The sequence below is a fragment of the Xenophilus sp. genome, assembly GCF_044462705.1.
GTDB lineage: Bacteria > Pseudomonadota > Gammaproteobacteria > Burkholderiales > Burkholderiaceae_C > Xenophilus > Xenophilus azovorans.
The window spans coordinates 1-16,928 of sequence record NZ_JBIQNC010000031.1 but is presented as its reverse complement, the minus strand read 5'-3'; the positions used below and the strand labels follow the sequence as shown (position 1 = coordinate 16,928).

Sequence of the window (16,928 nt, the reverse complement as noted above, 5' to 3'; positions counted from 1 at the left end):
CTGCGCGCCGCGCTGGCGACCGCGCTGGAGCACGGCAAGGGCGTGGTGCACGTGCTGCACGGCCTCACCGGGCTGAAGGCGGCGATGCTGGCCGGCGTCTCCACCGCGGGCATCGGCCAGGTGCAGGTGTTCTCGACGCTGCGCGCCTGCCCGGTGTGCGCGACCTCGTATGCCGAGCTGGACCCGCGCCTCTTCTCCTACAACAGCAAGCACGGCTGGTGCCCCGACTGCGTGGGCACCGGCGTGAAGCTGACCAAGGAGCAGCGCAAGGCGCTGGACGATTCCACGATGGCCGAGGACAACCGCGGCCGCGAGCAGACCTTCGCCGAGCCGGAGGTGGAGGACGTGGCCGACGTCGCCTGCCCCACCTGCGAAGGCACGCGCCTGAACGCCACCGCGCGCGCCGTGCGCTTCAACGGCGTGGGCATCGCCGACATCGCGCGCCTGGCGGTGAGCGACGTGCGCGCCTGGGTCGAGACGCTGGCACTCTCGGGCCGCGAGGCCGACATCGCCCGCGACCTGATCCCCGAGATCAAGAGCCGCCTCGAGTTCCTGGAAGAGGTCGGCCTGGGCTACCTCACGCTGGACCGCGGCGCGCCCACGCTCAGCGGCGGCGAGGCGCAGCGCATCCGCCTGGCGGCGCAGCTGGGCAGCAACCTGCAGGGCGTGTGCTACGTGCTGGACGAGCCGACCATCGGCCTGCACGCGCGCGACAACCGCATCCTGCTCGACGCGCTGCACAAGCTGGGCGACAAGGGCAACACGCTGGTGGTGGTGGAACACGACGAGGACACCATCCGCCGCGCCGACCACCTGATCGACATCGGCCCCGGCGCCGGCAAGCGCGGCGGGCGCGTGGTGGCGCAGGGCACGGTGGCCGAGGTGGAGCGCTCGGGCGATTCGCTCACCGGCCGCTACCTGCGCGACGCGATCCGGCATCCGCTGCATCCGCGCCGGCCGGTCCTGCCCTCGGCCGAGGAAGGCGAGGGCGCGGTGTCGTGGCTCGCGATCGCGGGCGCGAACCTGCACAACCTGCAGTCCGTCAACGTGTCGGTGCCGCTGAACCGGCTGGTGGTGGTCACCGGCGTCAGCGGCTCGGGCAAGTCCACGCTGGCGCGCGACGTGCTGCTGGCCAACGTGCAGGCCATCGTGCAGCAGCGCGCCACCCGTGCCGGCCGCGACGCCGACGCCGCGGGCAAGCGCCCGAAATGGAGCGGCTGCACCGGCGTGGCCGGCTACGAGGGCATCGACCGCGTGCTCGAAGTGGACCAGACCCCCATCGGCAAGACGCCGCGAAGCTGCCCCGCCACCTACATCGGCTTCTGGGACACCATCCGCAAGCTCTTCGCCGACACGCTGGAGGCCAAGGCGCGCGGCTACGCGCCGGGGCGCTTCAGCTTCAACACCGGCGAAGGGCGCTGCCCGACCTGCGAGGGCGCGGGCGTGCGCACCATCGAGATGAGCTTCCTGCCCGACGTGAAGGTGCCCTGCGAGAGCTGCCACGGCGCGCGCTTCAACCCCGAGACGCTGGCCGTCACCTGGCGCGGCAAGAGCATCGGCGACGTGCTGCAGATGGAAGTGGACGAGGCGGTCGAGTTCTTCGCCAGCATGCCCGTCATCAGCCACCCGCTGCAGTTGCTCAAGGACGTGGGCCTGGGCTACCTCACGCTGGGCCAGCCCAGCCCCACGCTCAGCGGCGGCGAGGCGCAGCGCATCAAGCTGGTGACGGAACTGAGCAAGGTGCGCGACGACGTGACGCGGCGCGGCAACCGGGCCCCGCACACGCTCTATGTGCTGGACGAGCCCACCGTCGGCCTGCACATGGCCGACGTGGAGAAGCTCATCCACGTGCTGCACCGGCTGGTCGGCGGCGGCCACAGCGTGGTGGTGATCGAGCACGACCTCGACCTCATCGCCGAGGCCGACTGGATCGTGGACCTGGGCCCCGAGGGCGGCAGGGGCGGCGGCCAGGTGGTCGCTTCCGCGCCGCCGGAGGAGGTGGTGCGCCTGGGCACGCACACCGGCGTGGCGCTGGCGCCGGTGCTCGGGCGCGCCGCCGCGGCGGGCTGACCCCCCGGCCGGCTGTCACGGCACCGTCAAATTCGATCGCGACCATCCGGCGCGTCATGTGACGTCTTGTTGCATGACGGTGCCGGCCCGCTGCGCGCGGGGCCGGGTCCTTTCGATCCGACCACCGCGCCCCGCGCGCGACGAATTCCGATGCCCGAAGCAAGCCCTGCCGTCCTGCGCGCTGCCGCGCGCCGCTGGTCCACCCATGTCCTGAGCGCCGTGGCGCTGGCCACCCTGGCCGCCTGCGGCGGTGGTGGCGGCGGCGGCAACGGCCTGCCCTTCCTTCCCGCGCCGGCGCCCGCCCCGGCGCCTGCGCCGGCACCGTCGCCTGCACCCGCCCCGGCGCCCGAGCCCCCTCCCGAACCCACACCCACGACGCTCTCGCTGAGCCTGCTGGGCCGCTACGAGACCGGCATCTTCGAGAAGAGCGCAGCCGAGATCCCGGCCTTCGACCCCGGCAGCCGGCGCGCCTTCGTGGTCAATGCGCAGCAGGGCGTGCTCGACGTGCTGGACCTGAGCGACCCGGCGGCGCCGCGCCACGTGGGCACGCTGCAGCCGCACGCCATCCGTGCCGGCGCGGAGGCCAACAGCGTGGCCGTGAGCCACGGCATCGTGGCGGTGGCCGTGCAGGCCCCCGTCAAGACCGATCCCGGCTTCGTCGCCTTCTACCGCGCGTCGGACCTCGCGCTGCTGGGCCACGTGGAGGTGGGCGCGCTGCCCGACATGCTGACCTTCACGCCGGACGGCAAGACCGTCCTGGTGGCCAACGAGGGCGAGCCCGGCGACGACTACCAGGTCGACCCCGAAGGTTCGGTCAGCGTCATCGACGCCGCCGACCCGACCCGGCCCACCGCCCGCACCGCCGACTTCCGCGCCTGGAACGGCAGGGAGCCCGAGCTGCGCGCCCAGGGCGTGCGCATCTTCGGGCCCAACGCCAGTGCCGCGCAGGACATCGAGCCGGAGTACATCGCCCTCTCGGCCGACGGCGCGACCGCCTGGGCGACGCTGCAGGAGAACAACGCGCTGGCGAAGATCGACGTGGCCAGCGCGACCGTGACCGCCATCCTGCCGCTGGGCTTCAAGGACCACGGCGCCGACGGCAACGGCCTGGACGCGAGCGACACCGACGGCCGCATCGACATCCGCACCTGGCCGGGCCTGCGCGGCCTGTTCCTGCCCGACGCCATCGCCTCGTACAGCGCCGGCGGCAAGACCTACCTGGTGAGCGCCAACGAGGGCGACTCGCGGCCCTGGGGCGAGGACGACGACGCCTACTGGGCCGGCGATGCGGGCAAGGGCTTCGTCGAGGAGTTCCGCGTCAAGCACCTGGTCCACAACAGCGGCTTCGACCGCCGCGCCGGCGACGACCTGCCGCCGCAACTGCGCGCGCTGGCGGCCGGCGCCGTGCTAAACCCCGACGTGTTCGGCTACTGCGGCGCCACCTGGGACCTGGCCGCGGGCACGGCATCGTCGGGCGACTGCCGCGAGGACGACCAGCTGGGCCGCCTGAACGTGACCTGGACCCTGGGCTACCAGCAGAACCCCGACGGCAGCCCCAGGCTGCGGCACCTCAACGGCAAGGACGTGCTGGTCTACGACGCGCTCTACGCCTTCGGCGGCCGTTCCTTCTCGATCCGGGACGAGGACGGCAGGCTGGTCTGGGACTCGGGCGACCAGTTCGAGAAGAAGCTCGCCGAGCTGCTGCCCGACGCCTTCAACTCCGACCACGCGGCGACGGCCTTCGACGACCGCAGCGACAACAAGGGGCCCGAGCCCGAGGGCGTCGCGGTGGGCCGCATGGGCGACAAGACCTTCGCCTTCATCGGGCTGGAGCGCATCGGCGGGGTGATGGTCTACGACGTCACCGACCCCGCCGCGCCGGCGTACGTGACCTACCTGAACAGCCGCGACTTCTCGGTCGCCGACCCCGGCGCCAGCGCCGAGGACCTGAAGCGCGCCGGCGACCTGGGCCCCGAGGGCCTGGCCTTCGTCCCGGCCTCGCAGTCGCCCAACGGCAAGCCGCTGCTGGTCGTGGGCCACGAGGTCAGCGGCACCACGGCCGTCTACGAGATCACGCCGACGTACTGAACCGGCCCGCGCGCGCGGCGGCGCGTCAGTGCGTCGCCCAGGCGGCGATGGCCTGCGGCAGCCGCGCCATGTCGGTGAAGACGTGCGCCACGCCGATGGCGCGCATCGCGTCGGCGCTGCTGTGGCCCAGGCCGCCGGGGCAGTAGCCGAACACCGTGGCGCCGGCGGCGATGCCGGCGGTGGCGCCGGTGACGGTGTCCTCGACCACCGCGCAGAGTTCGGGCGGCACCCCCAGCGCCTCGGCGGCGGCCAGGTACACGTCCGGCCAGGGCTTGCTGCGCGGCGTCTCGTGGCCGCTGAAGATGCGGCCCTCGAAGGCGTCGAGCAGGCCGATCTTCGCGAGCTGCAGCTCGACCTTGCGCCGGTCGGCGCCCGAGGCGCAGGCGATGCGGCCGTCCATCAGCGCATGCAGCGCGCGCGCCGCCTCGGGCGCGCCGGCGATGGGCGTGAGGTCGCGCTCCAGCGCCTCGTTGCGCCGCGCCCAGAACAGGTGCAGCCAGTCCTGCGTGAGGCTGAAACCCGTCTTCTCCTCGATCAACGCCATCTCGTCCTTGACGGCCTTGCCGACGAAGATGCGCATCGTCTCCTCGAGCGTCAGGTGCCAGCCCAGTTCGCCCAGCATCTGGGTGAGCACGCGGTTGGTGATGGGTTCGGAATCGACGAGCACGCCGTCGCAGTCGAAGAGGACGGCGTCGAAGGGGAAACTGGACATATGAGGTGATCGTACGGGATGGGCCTGCGTCCGCAAGCACAGCGGAGGCTGTTGCAGACACCTCTCACCCGTTCAATACCCCTCATCCGTTCACGCTGAGCCTGTCGAAGCGTGGTCTCGGGCTTCGACAGGCTCAGCCTGAACGGTTGTGGGTGGATCGGCTTTCTCAGGCCCTCAGCCCCGGCGCGCGCCCACGATGTCGCGCCGGCCTCAGCGCACCACGCCCCGCTCGCGCAGCGCCGCGATCTGCGCCTCGTTCAGCCCCACCTCGCGCAGCACCGCGTCGGTGTCCGCCCCCAGCGCCGGCGCGTTGCGGCGGTGGCCGCCGGGCGTGGCCGAGAGCTTCGGCACGAAGCCCGGCAGCGTGAGCGTGCTGCCGTCGTCCATCAGCGTGGGCAGCAGCACGCCGCGCGCCGCGTAGTGCGGGTCGGCAGCGATGTCGGCCACGGTGTAGATGCGGCCGGCGGGCACCTGCGCCGCCTCCAGCGCGGCCAGCGCGTCGGCGACGCTGCATGTGGCGGTCCAACTGCCGATGGCGCCGTCGATCATCGCCACCTGCGCCACGCGGCCGGCGTTGTCGGCCAACTGCGGGTCGGCCGCCAGGTCGGGCCGGCCGATGCACTGCATCAGGCGCTTGAAGATGCTGTCGCCGTTGCCGGCCACCAGCACGTAGCCGTCGGCGCAGCGGTAGGCGTTGCTGGGCGCGATGCCGGGCAATGCGCTGCCGGCGGCCTCGCGCACCACGCCGAAGGCGCTGTACTCGGGCAGCAGGCTTTCCATGCAGTTGAAGACGGCTTCGTACAGCGCCACGTCCACCACCTGGCCGCGGCCCTTCGGGCATTCGGCGCTCACCGTGGCGTGGCGGTGCTGCAGCGCCATCAGCACGCCGATCACGCCGTGCAGCGAGGCCAGCGTGTCGCCGATGGAGACGCCCACCCGCACCGGCACGCGGCCCGGCTCGCCGGTGAGGTGGCGCAGGCCGCCCATCGCCTCGGCCACCATGCCGAAGCCGGGGCGGTCGCGGTAGGGGCCGCTCTGGCCGTAGCCGCTGATGCGCAGCATCACCAGCGCCGGGTTGGCGGCCAGCAGCGCGTCGGGGCCGAGGCCCCAGCCCTCCATCGCGCCGGGGCGGAAGTTCTCGATCAGCACGTCGGCCTCGGCGGCCAGCCGGCGCACGATCTCCTGCGCCTCGGGCTGCCGTAGGTCCAGCGCCAGCGAGCGCTTGTTGCGCGACTGCGCCTGCCACCAGACGGAGGTGCCGTCCTTGAGGAGCCGCCACTGGCGCAGCGGGTCGCCGCCGGCCGGCGGCTCGATCTTGACGACCTCGGCGCCGAAGTCGGCCAGCGTGCGCGCGGCGAAGGGGCCGGCGATGAGCTGGCCGAGTTCGACCACCTTGAGGCCGGCCAGCGGGCCGGATGCGGATGCTGCTGTCTTCGCGTTCATGGCTTGCGGGTGCGGGGCGTGCGCGGGGCGGCCTTGGCCGGCGGCGTCTTCTTCGGCGCCGCCTTCTTCGCTGCAACTTTCTTCGCCGCCACCTTCTTCGCCGGCGCCCTGCGCTTCGGCGCGTCCGGCGCTCCGGTGTGCCCGTCCAGCTCCTCGTCCAGCTCGCGCGCGATGCGCTGCTCGATCATCGAGCGCAGGGCGACGAGCGGGAAGCGCAGGTCGAGCTGCACCTGCAGGAAGCGGGCGTTGACCACCACCCATCCCGCCACGCCCAGCCCCTGCACGGCCACCTGGTCGTTCGGCGAGCCTTCCTCGTAGCGGCACTGCAGGCGGAAGTCGCTCTCGAGCCGGCCGATCCAGCGGCGCGCGATCTGGCGGGCCAGCGGCAGCCCCAGCGCGTGCCGGCGTTCGATGTGGATGTCAGGCATCGGGGTGTCCCTTCTCTTTCCCGGGCGGCGGGCGGGGGGTGTCCGCGGCGTCGAGCGCCCGTCGCCGGGCCTCGGCATCCAGCGCCGCGATGCGCTTCACCTCGGCATGGAAGCGGCGCCAGTCGCGGCCCTCGCGCTCGAACAGGCGCTCGAAGCCGGGCACCAGCGCATCGTAGGCGGCCTGTGCGGCGAGGGTGGCGTTGTTGGTCCGCGCCACCCAGGCGTCGTAGGCGCCCTGGCGCGGGCCGCTCCAGCCGGCGCGCAACTGCTGGTAGCGCGCGCGGAAGGCGTCCATGGCCTCCTGCTTCATCGCGTCCACCGCGGGCCAGTCGCGGGCCTGGGCGGCCGGCGAGTCGTAGATGCCGGCCAGCCGCCGGCGCGTGTCGTCCATCAGCGCGCGCATGGCGCGGCGGCGCGTGTCGAACTGCGCGTATTCCTCGCGCGCCTGCGGCCCGGCCTGCGTGGCCAGCCACTCGGCGCCGCCCAGGCGCTCCACCGCGGTGGCGAAGGATTCGTTGAACTCCGTGTCGCCCGGCACGTACACCACCTGGTGTGCCAGTTCGTGGAAGACGATGCGTGCCAGCTCGCCTTCCGGGTAGCGGATGAAGGTGGACAGCAGCGGGTCGCCGCCGGCCCAGTCGAGCCAGCCGAGGGTGGAGTAGGCCGGCACCGGGTACACGGCCGACTCCAGCCCTTCTTCGGCGCGCAGGCGTCCGGCCTCGGCCTGCGCATCGGCTTCGGCGTAGTAGCCGCGGTAGCCCACGCAGCCGGCGATGGGGAAGCACCAGGTCTTGAGCGTCAGCGCGTGCGGCGGCGCCGCCACCACATTCCACACGGCCGCCGCACGGTGCAGGTCGGCATAGCCGGTGTAGCTGCGGTTGTCGGGCAGGGCGAGCCGCTCGGAGGCGAAGCGGCGGATGCGCTGCGCGAGCGCCAGCCGCTCGCGCAGCGCGTCGGGCGTGCGCGGGTCGGCCAGCCACTCGGGCACCGGCCGTGCGGCGCGCATGATGCCGATGTGGCCGGCGGCCGACTGCCAGTAGTAGCCGAGCTGGGCGCAGCCCGCCAGCGCGGCGAGGACCAGCGCCGCCGCGGCCCAGGCCAGGCGTCGCCGGGCGCGCGGCAGCGGCGCCATCAGGCGGGCTCGACCTGCACCAGGCAGTCGTAGAAGGTCGGGCCGCGGCCGATGTCGGTCAGGTGCTGGCTGGTGAGCTGGTTGACGTTGGTGCCGTCCGCGCCCAGCTTGCGCCACCACACGCCCAGGCCGTTGACCACGCCCGGCCGCGCGCGGCGCGAGACCTCGGCGCGGCAGCGGTATTCGCCGCGGGCGTTGAACACCCGCACCATCGCGCCGTCGGCGATGCCGCGGGCGCCGGCGTCGTCGGCGTGGATCTCCAGCAGCGGCTCGCCCTCGATGCTGCGCAGGCTCTTCACGTTGACGAAGGTGCTGTTCAGGAAGTTGCGCGCCGGCGGCGAGATCATGGCCAGCGGAAAGGCGCTGGAGCTGCCGGCCGGCTCGTGGTTGGGCACGTGGTCGGGCAGGCCGTCCAGGCCCTGTGCGGCCAGACGCTCGCTGAAGAACTCGCATTGGCCCGACGGCGTGGGGAAGCCGCCCTCGGCGAAGGGCGCCTCGGGCAGCGGCACGCTGGCGAAGCCGTCGCGCTCCAGCGCCGCCCAGTCGATGGCGCCGGGCGCGAAGGCCTGGCGGCACAGCGCCTCGTCGTCGTCGGCAAAGCAGGGCTCGTCGAAGCCCATGCGCCGCGCCAGCTCGCGGAACACCCAGGCGTTGCTGCGCGCCTGGCCGCGCGGCGCGACGGCGGGGCGGTTGAGCAGCACGTCGGTGTGGCCGTAGCTGGCGTGGATGTCCCAGTGCTCCAGCTGCGTGGTGGCGGGCAGCAGGTAGTCGGCGTGGTCGGCGGTGTCGGTCTGGAACTGCTCCAGCACCACGGTGAACAGGTCCTCGCGCGCGAAGCCGGCCGCCACCTTGGCCGACTCGGGCGCCACCGCCACCGGGTTGCTGTTGTAGACCACGATGGCCTCGATCGGCGGGCCGCCCGACAGCGCCCCGGCATCGCCCGCCAGCGCATCGCCGATGCGCACCATGTTGACGGTGCGCGGCCGGCGGCCGGCCAGCAGGTCGGGCCGCTGCAGCGCGGCGCGGTCCACCGGGAAGTGGCCCCCGCTGCTGAGCAGCACGCCGCCGGCGCGCTGCCGCCAGGCGCCCACCAGCGCCGGCAGGCAGGCGATGGCGCGCACCGCGTTGCCGCCGCCGCGCACCCGCTGCACGCCGTAGTTCAGGCGGATGGCCGCGGGCTTCGTGGTGCCGTAGGCGCGCGCCAGGTCGCGGATCTGCGGCGCCGGCACGCCGCACACGGCGGCGGCGCGCTCGGGCGGCCACTGCAGGGCGCGCTCGCGCAGCCGCTCCCAGCCCAGGGTGTGGCGGGCGATGTAGTCGTGATCCAGCCAGTCGTTCACCACCAGCTCGTGCATCAGCGCCAGCGCCAGGGCGCCGTCGGTGCCGGGCAGCAGGGCGATGTGCTCGTCGCACTTGTCGGCCGTCTCGGTGCGGCGCGGGTCGATGCACACCAGCCGTGCGCCGGCCCGCCTGGCCGCTTGCGCATGGCGCCAGAAGTGCAGGTTGCTGCCGATCGAGTTGCTGCCCCAGATCAGGATGAGCTTCGCCTCGGCGAAAAACTCGACGCGCATGCCCACCTTGCCGCCCAACGTGTGGGCCAGGGCCTCGCCGCCGGCGGTGGCGCAGATGGTGCGGTCCAGCAGCGAGGCGCCGAGCTTGTGGAAGAAGCGACGGTCCATCGATTCGCCCTGCACCAGCCCCATGGTGCCGGCATAGCTGTAGGGCACGATGGCCTGAGGCGCGCGCCGCGCGATCGCGCCCAGCCGGGCGGCGATGTCATGAAGCGCCTCGTCCCACGAGACCGGCTCGAAGCGCCCGCTGCCCTTGGGCCCGGCGCGCCGCAGCGGCTGCACCAGGCGCTCCGGGTGGTCGTTGCGCTCGATGTAGCGCGAGACCTTGGTGCACAGCACGCCGGCGGTGTGGCGATGTTCGGGGTTGCCCTGCAGCTTCACCGCGCGGCCCTCCTGCACGGTGGTGACCAGAGCGCAGGTGTCGGGGCAGTCGTGCGGGCAGGCGCCGCGCACCAGGGTGGGGGCAGGAGAGGACATGGGCGACGGCGGCAGGAGGAGGGGTCAGGCGGGGTGTGGGACCCCCGCCGGCGGAGTCTAGTTTCATGCCACGCCAGGCGCCGCAGGGGTTTGCGATGACCGGCCGCGGCGGCCGAACGGCGAACTTGGCTGACACGCGGCCTCGCGCCGGAGGTTCAGCATGGTCGGCATGAACACCCATCAACCGCTTCAACTCGTGGTCAAGGAGCCGGAGCCCGGCACCTTCGTCTGGACCCTGATGGAGACCGACGCCGGCGGCCAGCCGGTGAAGGTGGTGCGCCGGGCCGAGGAGCCGGCCGGCACCTACGAGGCCGCGCTGGCGGCCGGCACGCGCGCGCTGGACGCGCAACTGCACCCGCGCGCCGCAGCCGGCGCGTAGCCGGCGGCCCGCGGCGCTTCAGCCGGCCGACCGGCGCGCCTCGCCGGGCGTCATGCCGGTCCACTGGCGGAAGGCGCGGGCGAAGCTCTTCTCGTTGCGGAAGCCCACCGCCAGCGCGATCTGCTTGATGGGGCGCCGGGTGCGCCGCAACTGGTCCACGGCCTCGGCGTGGCGCACCTCGTCCTTCAGGCCCTGCAGCGCCAGGCCCTCGGCCTGCAGTTGCCGGTGCAGCGTGCGCGCCGAGATGTGCAGCGCCGCCGCCAGCGCCTCGGCGCTGCCCAGCTCGGCGCCGCGCGTGCGCAGCAGTTCGCGCACCCGCTGGCCCAGCAGCCGGTCGCGCCGGTACTGCAGCACCGTCAGCGGCAGGGCGCGGCGCAGCATCTGGCGCAGCGCCCGCTCGTCGCGCCGCAGCGGCAGGGCGAGGTAGCGTTCGTCGAAGCTGAAGCCCGCCCGCGGGGCGCCGAAGCGTACCTGCCCGGTGAACATCAGCGCGTAGGCGTCGGCATGCGGCGGCGCGGCAAAGGGGAAGGCCGCTTCGCGCAGCGACACGCGCGAATCGATGGCCCAGCTCGCATAGCCGTGCAGGAAGCGCAGGCTCGACACCAGGCAGAACTCGCGCAGCGGCCCCAGGTCGCGCCGCTCCTCGATCGACACCGTGGCGATGCCGCCCGCCACCGACAGCGAAAGCGCGATGTCGTCCACCAGCAGCCGGTGGTGGCGGCACCAGCGCTTGATCGCCACGCCCAGGTCGGGCGCGGTCAGCGAGGCGCGGCACAGCAGCCCGTAGCTGCCCCAGGGCAGGCGGCGCGAGAACCAGCCCAGCGCCTCGTCGTCCAGCTCCTGCATGGCGTGCTCGTTCAGCGCCTCGAACTGCGCGGCCGTCACCCGGGCGCCGGGGCGCCACAGCTCCTTCGGCGTGATCCGTGCCGCGCGCAGGGCCTCGCCGGGGTCCTTGCCGTAGCGCGCGTAGCCCTTCACGATCGCCTGCACGAAGGCCATCGGCGTGGCGGCGCGGGGGGGCCTGACGAGGGTGGAGGCGGTCATCGGGGCAGCGTGGGACGTGGCGCGATTTGCAACCATTGTGGCGCCAAATGCGGGCGTCGCGGGCGTAAGCTGCGCCCATGCCCGCGCCCTCCGGCGCGCGGCGACACCTCAGGAGACACATCCCATGGCCCACGCCAGCCTGCCCGGCCTGAACTTCCAGCTGGGCGAGACCATCGACGCCCTGCGCGACGCCGTCGCCGACTTCTGCGCCGCCGAGATCGCGCCGCGCGCCGCCGAGATCGACCGCGAGAACCAGTTCCCGAAGGACCTGTGGGCCAAGCTCGGCAGCCTGGGCCTGCACGGCATGACGGTGAAGGAGGAATACGGCGGCACCGAGCTGGGCTACCTGGCGCACATCGTGGCGATGGAGGAGGTCTCGCGCGCCTCGGCGTCGGTGGGGCTCTCCTACGGCGCGCACTCCAACCTGTGCGTCAACCAGATCCACCGCAACGGCAGCGAGGCGCAGAAGAAGAAGTACCTGCCGAAGCTGGTGAGCGGCGAGCACGTCGGCGCGCTGGCGATGAGCGAGCCGGGCGCCGGCAGCGACGTGGTGAGCATGAAGCTCAGGGCCGAGAAGAAGGACGGCCATTACGTGCTCAACGGCGGCAAGATGTGGATCACCAACGGCGGCGACGCCGACACGCTGGTGATCTATGCCAAGACCGAGCCCGATATGGGCGCGCGCGGCATGACGGCCTTCATCGTCGAGAAGGGCTTCAAGGGCTTTTCGGCCGGCACCAAGCTCGACAAGCTGGGCATGCGCGGCTCCAACACCTATCCGCTCTTCTTCGACAACTGCGAGGTGCCGGAGGAGAACATCCTGGGCGGCGAGGGCAACGGCGCCAAGGTGCTGATGAGCGGGCTCGACTACGAGCGCGCCGTGCTCTCCGGCGGACCGCTGGGCATCATGGCCGCCTGCATGGACGCGGTGATCCCCTACGTGCACGAACGCCGGCAGTTCGGGCAGAGCATCGGCGAGTTCCAGCTCATGCAGGGCAAGATCGCCGACATGTACAGCACCTGGCAGGCCACGCGCGCCTACGTGTACGCGGTGGGCAAGGCCTGCGACAGCGCCGACCACGCGCGTACCTTCCGCAAGGACGCGGCCGGCGCCATCCTCTACTCGGCCGAGAAGGCGACCTGGATGGCCGGCGAGGCGATCCAGGCGCTGGGCGGCGTGGGCTACACCAAGGACTTCCCGGTCGAGCGGCTGTGGCGCGACGCCAAGCTGTACGAGATCGGCGCCGGCACCAGCGAGATCCGCCGCATGCTCATCGGCCGCGAACTGTTCGCCGAGACCGCCTGACCCCACCTTTTCCCTCTCCCTCTGGGAGAGGGCAGGGTGAGGGCCGGCGGCCGTGGCTGGCGCGCGGCAGACATTGGCGCCCCGAAGCCCTCACCCCAACCCTCTCCCAGAGGGAGAGGGTGCCAAGACAGGAGACACGTGATGACCGACAGCTACGCCCGCGGCGCCACCGAGCCCGCCCTGATCGAAGACACCGTCGGCGACTTCTTCGACGCGATGGTGCGGCGCCAGCCCGACGCGCTGGCGCTGGTGAGCCGGCACGAGGGCGTGCGCCGCACGTACCGCGAGCTGCAGGCCGAGTCCGACCGCCTGGCCAGCGCGCTGCTGCGCGCGGAGCTCGCGCCGGGCGATCGCATCGGCATCTGGTCGCACAACAACCTGGCCTGGGTGCTGATGCAGGTCGCCACCGCCAAGGCGGGGCTGATCCTGGTCAACATCAACCCGGCCTACCGCACGGCCGAGGTGGAGTACGCGCTCAACAAGGTCGGCTGCAAGGCGCTGGTGACCATGCCGCGCTTCAAGACCAGCGAGTACCTGGCGATGCTGCGCGAGCTGGGCGCGGCGAAGCTGCCCGAACTGAAGAACATCTGGTGGATCGACCGGCCGGAAGACGCCGACGAGGCCGGCGGCGACATCCCGCTCACGCGCTTCTCGCAGCTGCTGGCCGGCGGCGACAGCGCCGACCCGCGCGTGGCCGAGGTGCAGAAGACGCTCCGGGCCGCCGACCCCATCAACATCCAGTTCACCAGCGGCACCACGGGCTTCCCCAAGGGCGCGACGCTTACGCACCGCAACATCCTGAACAACGGCTTCTTCATCGGCGAGTGCATGAAGCTCGGCCCGGAGGATCGCCTGTGCATCCCCGTGCCCATGTACCACTGCTTCGGCATGGTGCTGGGCAACCTGGCCTGCCTCACGCACGGCAGCGCCATCGTTTATCCCAACGACGGGTTCGATGCGCTGCTCACGCTGGAGGCGGTGCAGGCCGAGAAGTGCACGGCGCTGCACGGCGTGCCCACCATGTTCATCGCCGAGCTGGACCATCCGCGCTTCGCCGAGTTCGACCTGTCGAGCCTGCGCACCGGCATCATGGCCGGCACGGCCTGCCCGATCGAGGTGATGAAACGCGTGGTCAGCCAGATGCACCTGTCGGAGATCACCATCGCCTACGGCATGACCGAGACCAGCCCGGTGAGCTGCCAGAGCAGCACCGACACGCCGCTGGAGCGCCGCGTCTCGACCGTCGGCACCGTGCAGCCGCACCTGGAGGTGAAGATCGTCGACCCCGAGTCCGGCTCAGTCGTGCCGCGCGGCCGGCCCGGCGAGCTGTGCACCCGGGGCTACTCGGTGATGCACGGCTACTGGGGTGACGAGGCCAAGACCCGCGAGGCCATCGACGCCGAGGGCTACATGCACACCGGCGACCTGGCGACCATGGACGACGAGGGCTACGTCAACATCGTCGGCCGCATCAAGGACATGGTGATCCGCGGCGGCGAGAACATCTATCCGCGCGAGATCGAGGAGTTCCTGTACCGCCACCCCCAGGTGCAGGACGTGCAGGTGGTCGGCCTGCCCGACAGGAAGTACGGCGAGGAGCTGTGCGCCTGGATCATCCCCAAGCCGGGCCAGCAGCCCACCGAGGAGGAGATCCGCGACTTCTGCAAGGGCCAGATCGCGCACTACAAGGTGCCGAAGTACATCCGCTTCGTCGACGCCTTCCCGATGACGGTGACGGGCAAGATCCAGAAGTTCAGGATCCGCGAGCAGATGTCGCAGGACCTCGGCCTGGTGGCCGACAAGACCGCCTGAAGCCGGCCGCCGCCACGACACGCCATGCGCTGCGCACGCGCCGTCTCACCCGCCCGGCGGCAGTCCCGCGGCCTGGCGCGCCACCTTCAGCCGCTTGCGCAGCGACACCTCGGCCAGGTCCAGCTCGGCCACCAGGCTGCGCAGCGACTCGTCGTTGATGCGGTGCATGTGCCGCTCGGCGTACAGCGTGTCGCGCTCGATGCGCGTGCACTTCAGGCGCAGCTCCAGCTCCATCACGTAGCGCAGCCGCCGCTGGTGCACGGCCTCGGGCGTGTCGGCCTGGGCCTCGGGCGTGGCCGGGGCGGACGGGGCGTCGCCGTCGTCCAGCAGGTCGATGCGCTTGCGGTAGTCCTGCGTCAGCCGGCCGGCCGCCTCGCGGTACTGGGCCAGCCACCGCGGGTCGGCGCCCTCGTGCTCGGCCGGGTCCGGCGCCAGGCCGGCCATGGCGGCGCGGCAGGCGGCCAGGCGGGCCTGCCGCTCCTCGCGCGCCTCCGGCGGCTCGGCCGGCAGGGGCAGCCGGCGCAGCACCAGCGGCAGGCCGATGCTGCCCACCACCAGCGTGAAGAGGATGGTGCCCGCCGCCAGGAAGACCAGCAGGTCGCGCGCCGGGAAGGGCGCGCGCTCGTCCAGCATCAGCGGGACGGACAGCGCGCCGGCCAGCGTCACCGCCCCGCGGATGCCCGCCAGCGTGGTGGCCAGCGTGAGGCGCCACGAGGGCCGCACGGCCATCTTGCCCGCCAGGTGCGCCTTCAGCAGGCTGCCCTGCACGGCCAGCGAGAGCCAGATCCAGCGCAGCAGCAGCAGCGCGCACGAGATGGCCGCCACATAGCCCGCCAGCGCCCAGGCGCCGTGGTGGCTGGCCTCGCCGATGGTCTGCACGATGGACGGCAACTGCAGCCCCAGCAGCAGGAAGATGGCGCCGTTGAAGGCCGACTCGATCATGGCCCAGGTGCCTTCGGTCTGGATGCGCTCGGAGACGAACTCGCTGCGCTCCAGGTCGGCGAAGTTGGTGGTGATGCCCGCCGCCACCGCCGCCAGGATGCCCGAGACGCCGATGCGCTCGCCCACGATGTAGGCCGCGAAGGGCAGCAGCACCAGCAGCAGCACCATCTGCGTGGCCGCTACGTCGCCCACCCGGCGCGTGACGGCGGCCCGTGCGCGGGCGAAGCCCCAGCCCAGCAGCGCGCCCGCGCCCAGACCGCCCAGCGCGATCCAGAGGAATTCCGAGGCCACGCCGGTCCACGAGAACAGGCCGGTGAGCGTGGCCGCCACGGCGAACTTCAGCGCCACCAGGCCCGAGGCGTCGTTCAGCAGCGACTCGCCCTCCAGCAGGTGCATGGTCTTGGCCGGCATGCCCAGCCCGCGCGTGATGGCCGAGACGGCCACCGCGTCGGTGGGCGAGACCACCGCGGCGAGCGCGAAGGCCACCGTCAGCGGCATCTCCGGGATCATCCAGTGGATCAGCCAGCCCAGCCCCAGCACGGTGAACAGCACCAGGCCCAGCGCCAGCCGCAGGATGGGCTGCCACAGCGCGAAGAACTCGCGCTTGGGGATGCGCCAGCCGTCCGCGAACAGCAGCGGCGGGATGAACAGCAGCAGGAACAGCTCCGGATCGAAGGCGATGTGCAGCCCGCCCTGCGGCCAGGACAGCAGCGCGCCCAGCGCGATCTGGATCAGCGGCAGCGGGATGGCGCGCAGGTAGCGCGCGGCGATGCCGGTGAGCGCGCCCAGCATCAGCACCAGAAGGACGGTTTCGACGGTATGCACGAAGAAGAAGAGAAGCGAAGAACGGTGACGGCAGGAGCGGGCGGAGCCCGCCATGCATCATCGCGCAGCGCGGCGTCACCCATCACGGAAAGTCATTCATGAGCAAACTGGTCTCCAAACTCAACCCCCGCTCCGAGGAATTCCAGGCCAACGCGCAGGCCATGCGCGCGCTGGTGGACGACCTGCGCACGCAGTTCGCCAAGGTGGAGCAGGGCGGCGGCGAGGCCGCGCGCGCCAAGCACACCGCCCGCGGCAAGCTGCTGCCGCGCGAGCGCGTGAGCCGGCTGCTGGACCCGGGCACGCCCTTCCTGGAGCTGTCGCCGCTGGCCGCGCACGGCATGTACAAGGGCGATGCGCCGGGCGCCGGCCTGATCGCCGGCATCGGCCGCGTGAACGGGGTGGACTGCATGGTCGTGTGCAACGACGCCACGGTGAAGGGCGGCACCTACTACCCCATGACGGTGAAGAAGCACCTGCGCGCGCAGGAGATCGCGCAGCAGAACCGGCTGCCCTGCATCTACCTGGTCGATTCCGGCGGCGCCAACCTGCCGAACCAGGACGAGGTCTTCCCCGACCGCGAGCACTTCGGCCGCATCTTCTACAACCAGGCGAACATGAGCGCGGAGGGCATCGCGCAGATCGCGGTGGTGATGGGCTCGTGCACCGCCGGCGGCGCCTACGTGCCGGCGATGAGCGACG

12 protein-coding genes and 1 pseudogene are annotated in these 16,928 nt (G+C 72.3%); 6 read left to right on the top strand and 7 right to left on the bottom strand.

All coding sequences use genetic code 11. The features are described from left to right. Together ACIY1X_RS07645 and ACIY1X_RS07640 are read left to right on the top strand one after the other, a co-directional pair. Positions 1 to 2,070 (top strand): annotated as a pseudogene (locus tag ACIY1X_RS07645) (excinuclease ABC subunit A); the annotation flags it as partial. A 150-nt stretch (positions 2,071 to 2,220) separates the two neighbouring features. Further along, on the top strand, positions 2,221 to 4,158 hold the full coding sequence (locus tag ACIY1X_RS07640) for a choice-of-anchor I family protein (protein ID WP_399679549.1): 1,938 nt from the start codon (positions 2,221 to 2,223) through the stop codon (positions 4,156 to 4,158). A gap of 25 nt (positions 4,159 to 4,183) precedes the next feature. Here the strand turns inward: ACIY1X_RS07640 and ACIY1X_RS07635 are convergent, their stop codons facing one another. The 5 genes from ACIY1X_RS07635 to ACIY1X_RS07615 all read right to left on the bottom strand — a co-directional run bounded on the left by ACIY1X_RS07635 (position 4,184) and on the right by ACIY1X_RS07615 (position 9,921). Next, positions 4,184 to 4,870: an HAD family hydrolase gene (locus ACIY1X_RS07635; protein ID WP_399679547.1), complete on the bottom strand. Its 687-nt coding sequence runs from the start codon at positions 4,868 to 4,870 to the stop codon at positions 4,184 to 4,186. 210 nt (positions 4,871 to 5,080) lie between these two features. Continuing rightward, complete coding sequence (locus ACIY1X_RS07630; RefSeq protein WP_399679544.1) at positions 5,081 to 6,313, bottom strand: CaiB/BaiF CoA transferase family protein; 1,233 nt, start codon at positions 6,311 to 6,313, stop codon at positions 5,081 to 5,083. Then, positions 6,310 to 6,741: a polyhydroxyalkanoic acid system family protein gene (locus ACIY1X_RS07625; RefSeq protein ID WP_399679542.1), complete on the bottom strand. Its 432-nt coding sequence runs from the start codon at positions 6,739 to 6,741 to the stop codon at positions 6,310 to 6,312. Before ACIY1X_RS07625 ends, ACIY1X_RS07630 begins: the two co-directional genes overlap by 4 nt. Next, a complete protein-coding gene (locus ACIY1X_RS07620) occupies positions 6,734 to 7,873 on the bottom strand; it encodes an aminopeptidase (protein ID WP_399679540.1) in 1,140 nt (379 codons plus the stop codon). The genes ACIY1X_RS07625 and ACIY1X_RS07620 overlap by 8 nt, the downstream gene beginning before the upstream one ends. Beyond that, a complete protein-coding gene (locus ACIY1X_RS07615; protein WP_399679538.1) occupies positions 7,873 to 9,921 on the bottom strand; it encodes a molybdopterin-dependent oxidoreductase in 2,049 nt (682 codons plus the stop codon). Before ACIY1X_RS07615 ends, ACIY1X_RS07620 begins: the two co-directional genes overlap by 1 nt. Positions 9,922 to 10,090: 169 nt before the next feature. On the opposite strand from ACIY1X_RS07615, the gene ACIY1X_RS07610 reads away from it, so the two are divergent. Next, the gene (locus tag ACIY1X_RS07610) at positions 10,091 to 10,300 is read left to right on the top strand and encodes a hypothetical protein (protein WP_245610838.1); all 210 of its coding nucleotides are present in this window, start codon (positions 10,091 to 10,093) and stop codon (positions 10,298 to 10,300) included. Between the two features lie 18 nt (positions 10,301 to 10,318). Here ACIY1X_RS07610 and ACIY1X_RS07605 read toward each other — a convergent pair whose 3' ends face one another. Next, the gene (locus ACIY1X_RS07605) at positions 10,319 to 11,344 is read right to left on the bottom strand and encodes an AraC family transcriptional regulator (protein ID WP_399679535.1); all 1,026 of its coding nucleotides are present in this window, start codon (positions 11,342 to 11,344) and stop codon (positions 10,319 to 10,321) included. A 124-nt stretch (positions 11,345 to 11,468) separates the two neighbouring features. Here ACIY1X_RS07605 and ACIY1X_RS07600 point away from each other — a divergent pair, with 124 nt between their 5' ends. Together ACIY1X_RS07600 and ACIY1X_RS07595 are read left to right on the top strand one after the other, a co-directional pair. Then, positions 11,469 to 12,650: an isovaleryl-CoA dehydrogenase gene (locus tag ACIY1X_RS07600; protein WP_399679533.1), complete on the top strand. Its 1,182-nt coding sequence runs from the start codon at positions 11,469 to 11,471 to the stop codon at positions 12,648 to 12,650. Positions 12,651 to 12,791: 141 nt separating this feature from the next. Next, entirely contained in the window at positions 12,792 to 14,462 is a 1,671-nt protein-coding gene (locus ACIY1X_RS07595; RefSeq protein WP_399679531.1) for an AMP-binding protein, read from the top strand. Positions 14,463 to 14,507: 45 nt separating this feature from the next. Here the strand turns inward: ACIY1X_RS07595 and ACIY1X_RS07590 are convergent, their stop codons facing one another. After that, positions 14,508 to 16,229, bottom strand: coding sequence for a Na+/H+ antiporter (locus ACIY1X_RS07590; protein ID WP_399679530.1), 1,722 nt, complete (start codon positions 16,227 to 16,229; stop codon positions 14,508 to 14,510). Between the two features lie 98 nt (positions 16,230 to 16,327). On the opposite strand from ACIY1X_RS07590, the gene ACIY1X_RS07585 reads away from it, so the two are divergent. Then, positions 16,328 to 16,928, top strand: a 601-nt coding sequence (locus tag ACIY1X_RS07585) for a carboxyl transferase domain-containing protein (protein ID WP_399679527.1), incomplete at its 3' end; no start/stop codon positions are given.

Bases quoted from the DNA above. Each gene is read 5' to 3' on its own strand.
- ACIY1X_RS07615 (WP_399679538.1), bottom strand. From the start codon at position 9,921: ATGTCCTCTCCTGCCCCCACCCTGGTGCGCGGCGCCTGCCCGCACGAC.
- ACIY1X_RS07625 (WP_399679542.1), bottom strand. From the start codon at position 6,741: ATGCCTGACATCCACATCGAACGCCGGCACGCGCTGGGGCTGCCGCTG.
- ACIY1X_RS07610 (WP_245610838.1), top strand. From the start codon at position 10,091: ATGAACACCCATCAACCGCTTCAACTCGTGGTCAAGGAGCCGGAGCCC.
- ACIY1X_RS07635 (WP_399679547.1), bottom strand. From the start codon at position 4,870: ATGTCCAGTTTCCCCTTCGACGCCGTCCTCTTCGACTGCGACGGCGTG.
- ACIY1X_RS07600 (WP_399679533.1), top strand. From the start codon at position 11,469: ATGGCCCACGCCAGCCTGCCCGGCCTGAACTTCCAGCTGGGCGAGACC.
- ACIY1X_RS07605 (WP_399679535.1), bottom strand. From the start codon at position 11,344: ATGACCGCCTCCACCCTCGTCAGGCCCCCCCGCGCCGCCACGCCGATG.
- ACIY1X_RS07620 (WP_399679540.1), bottom strand. From the start codon at position 7,873: ATGGCGCCGCTGCCGCGCGCCCGGCGACGCCTGGCCTGGGCCGCGGCG.
- ACIY1X_RS07595 (WP_399679531.1), top strand. From the start codon at position 12,792: ATGACCGACAGCTACGCCCGCGGCGCCACCGAGCCCGCCCTGATCGAA.
- ACIY1X_RS07640 (WP_399679549.1), top strand. From the start codon at position 2,221: ATGCCCGAAGCAAGCCCTGCCGTCCTGCGCGCTGCCGCGCGCCGCTGG.
- ACIY1X_RS07630 (WP_399679544.1), bottom strand. From the start codon at position 6,313: ATGAACGCGAAGACAGCAGCATCCGCATCCGGCCCGCTGGCCGGCCTC.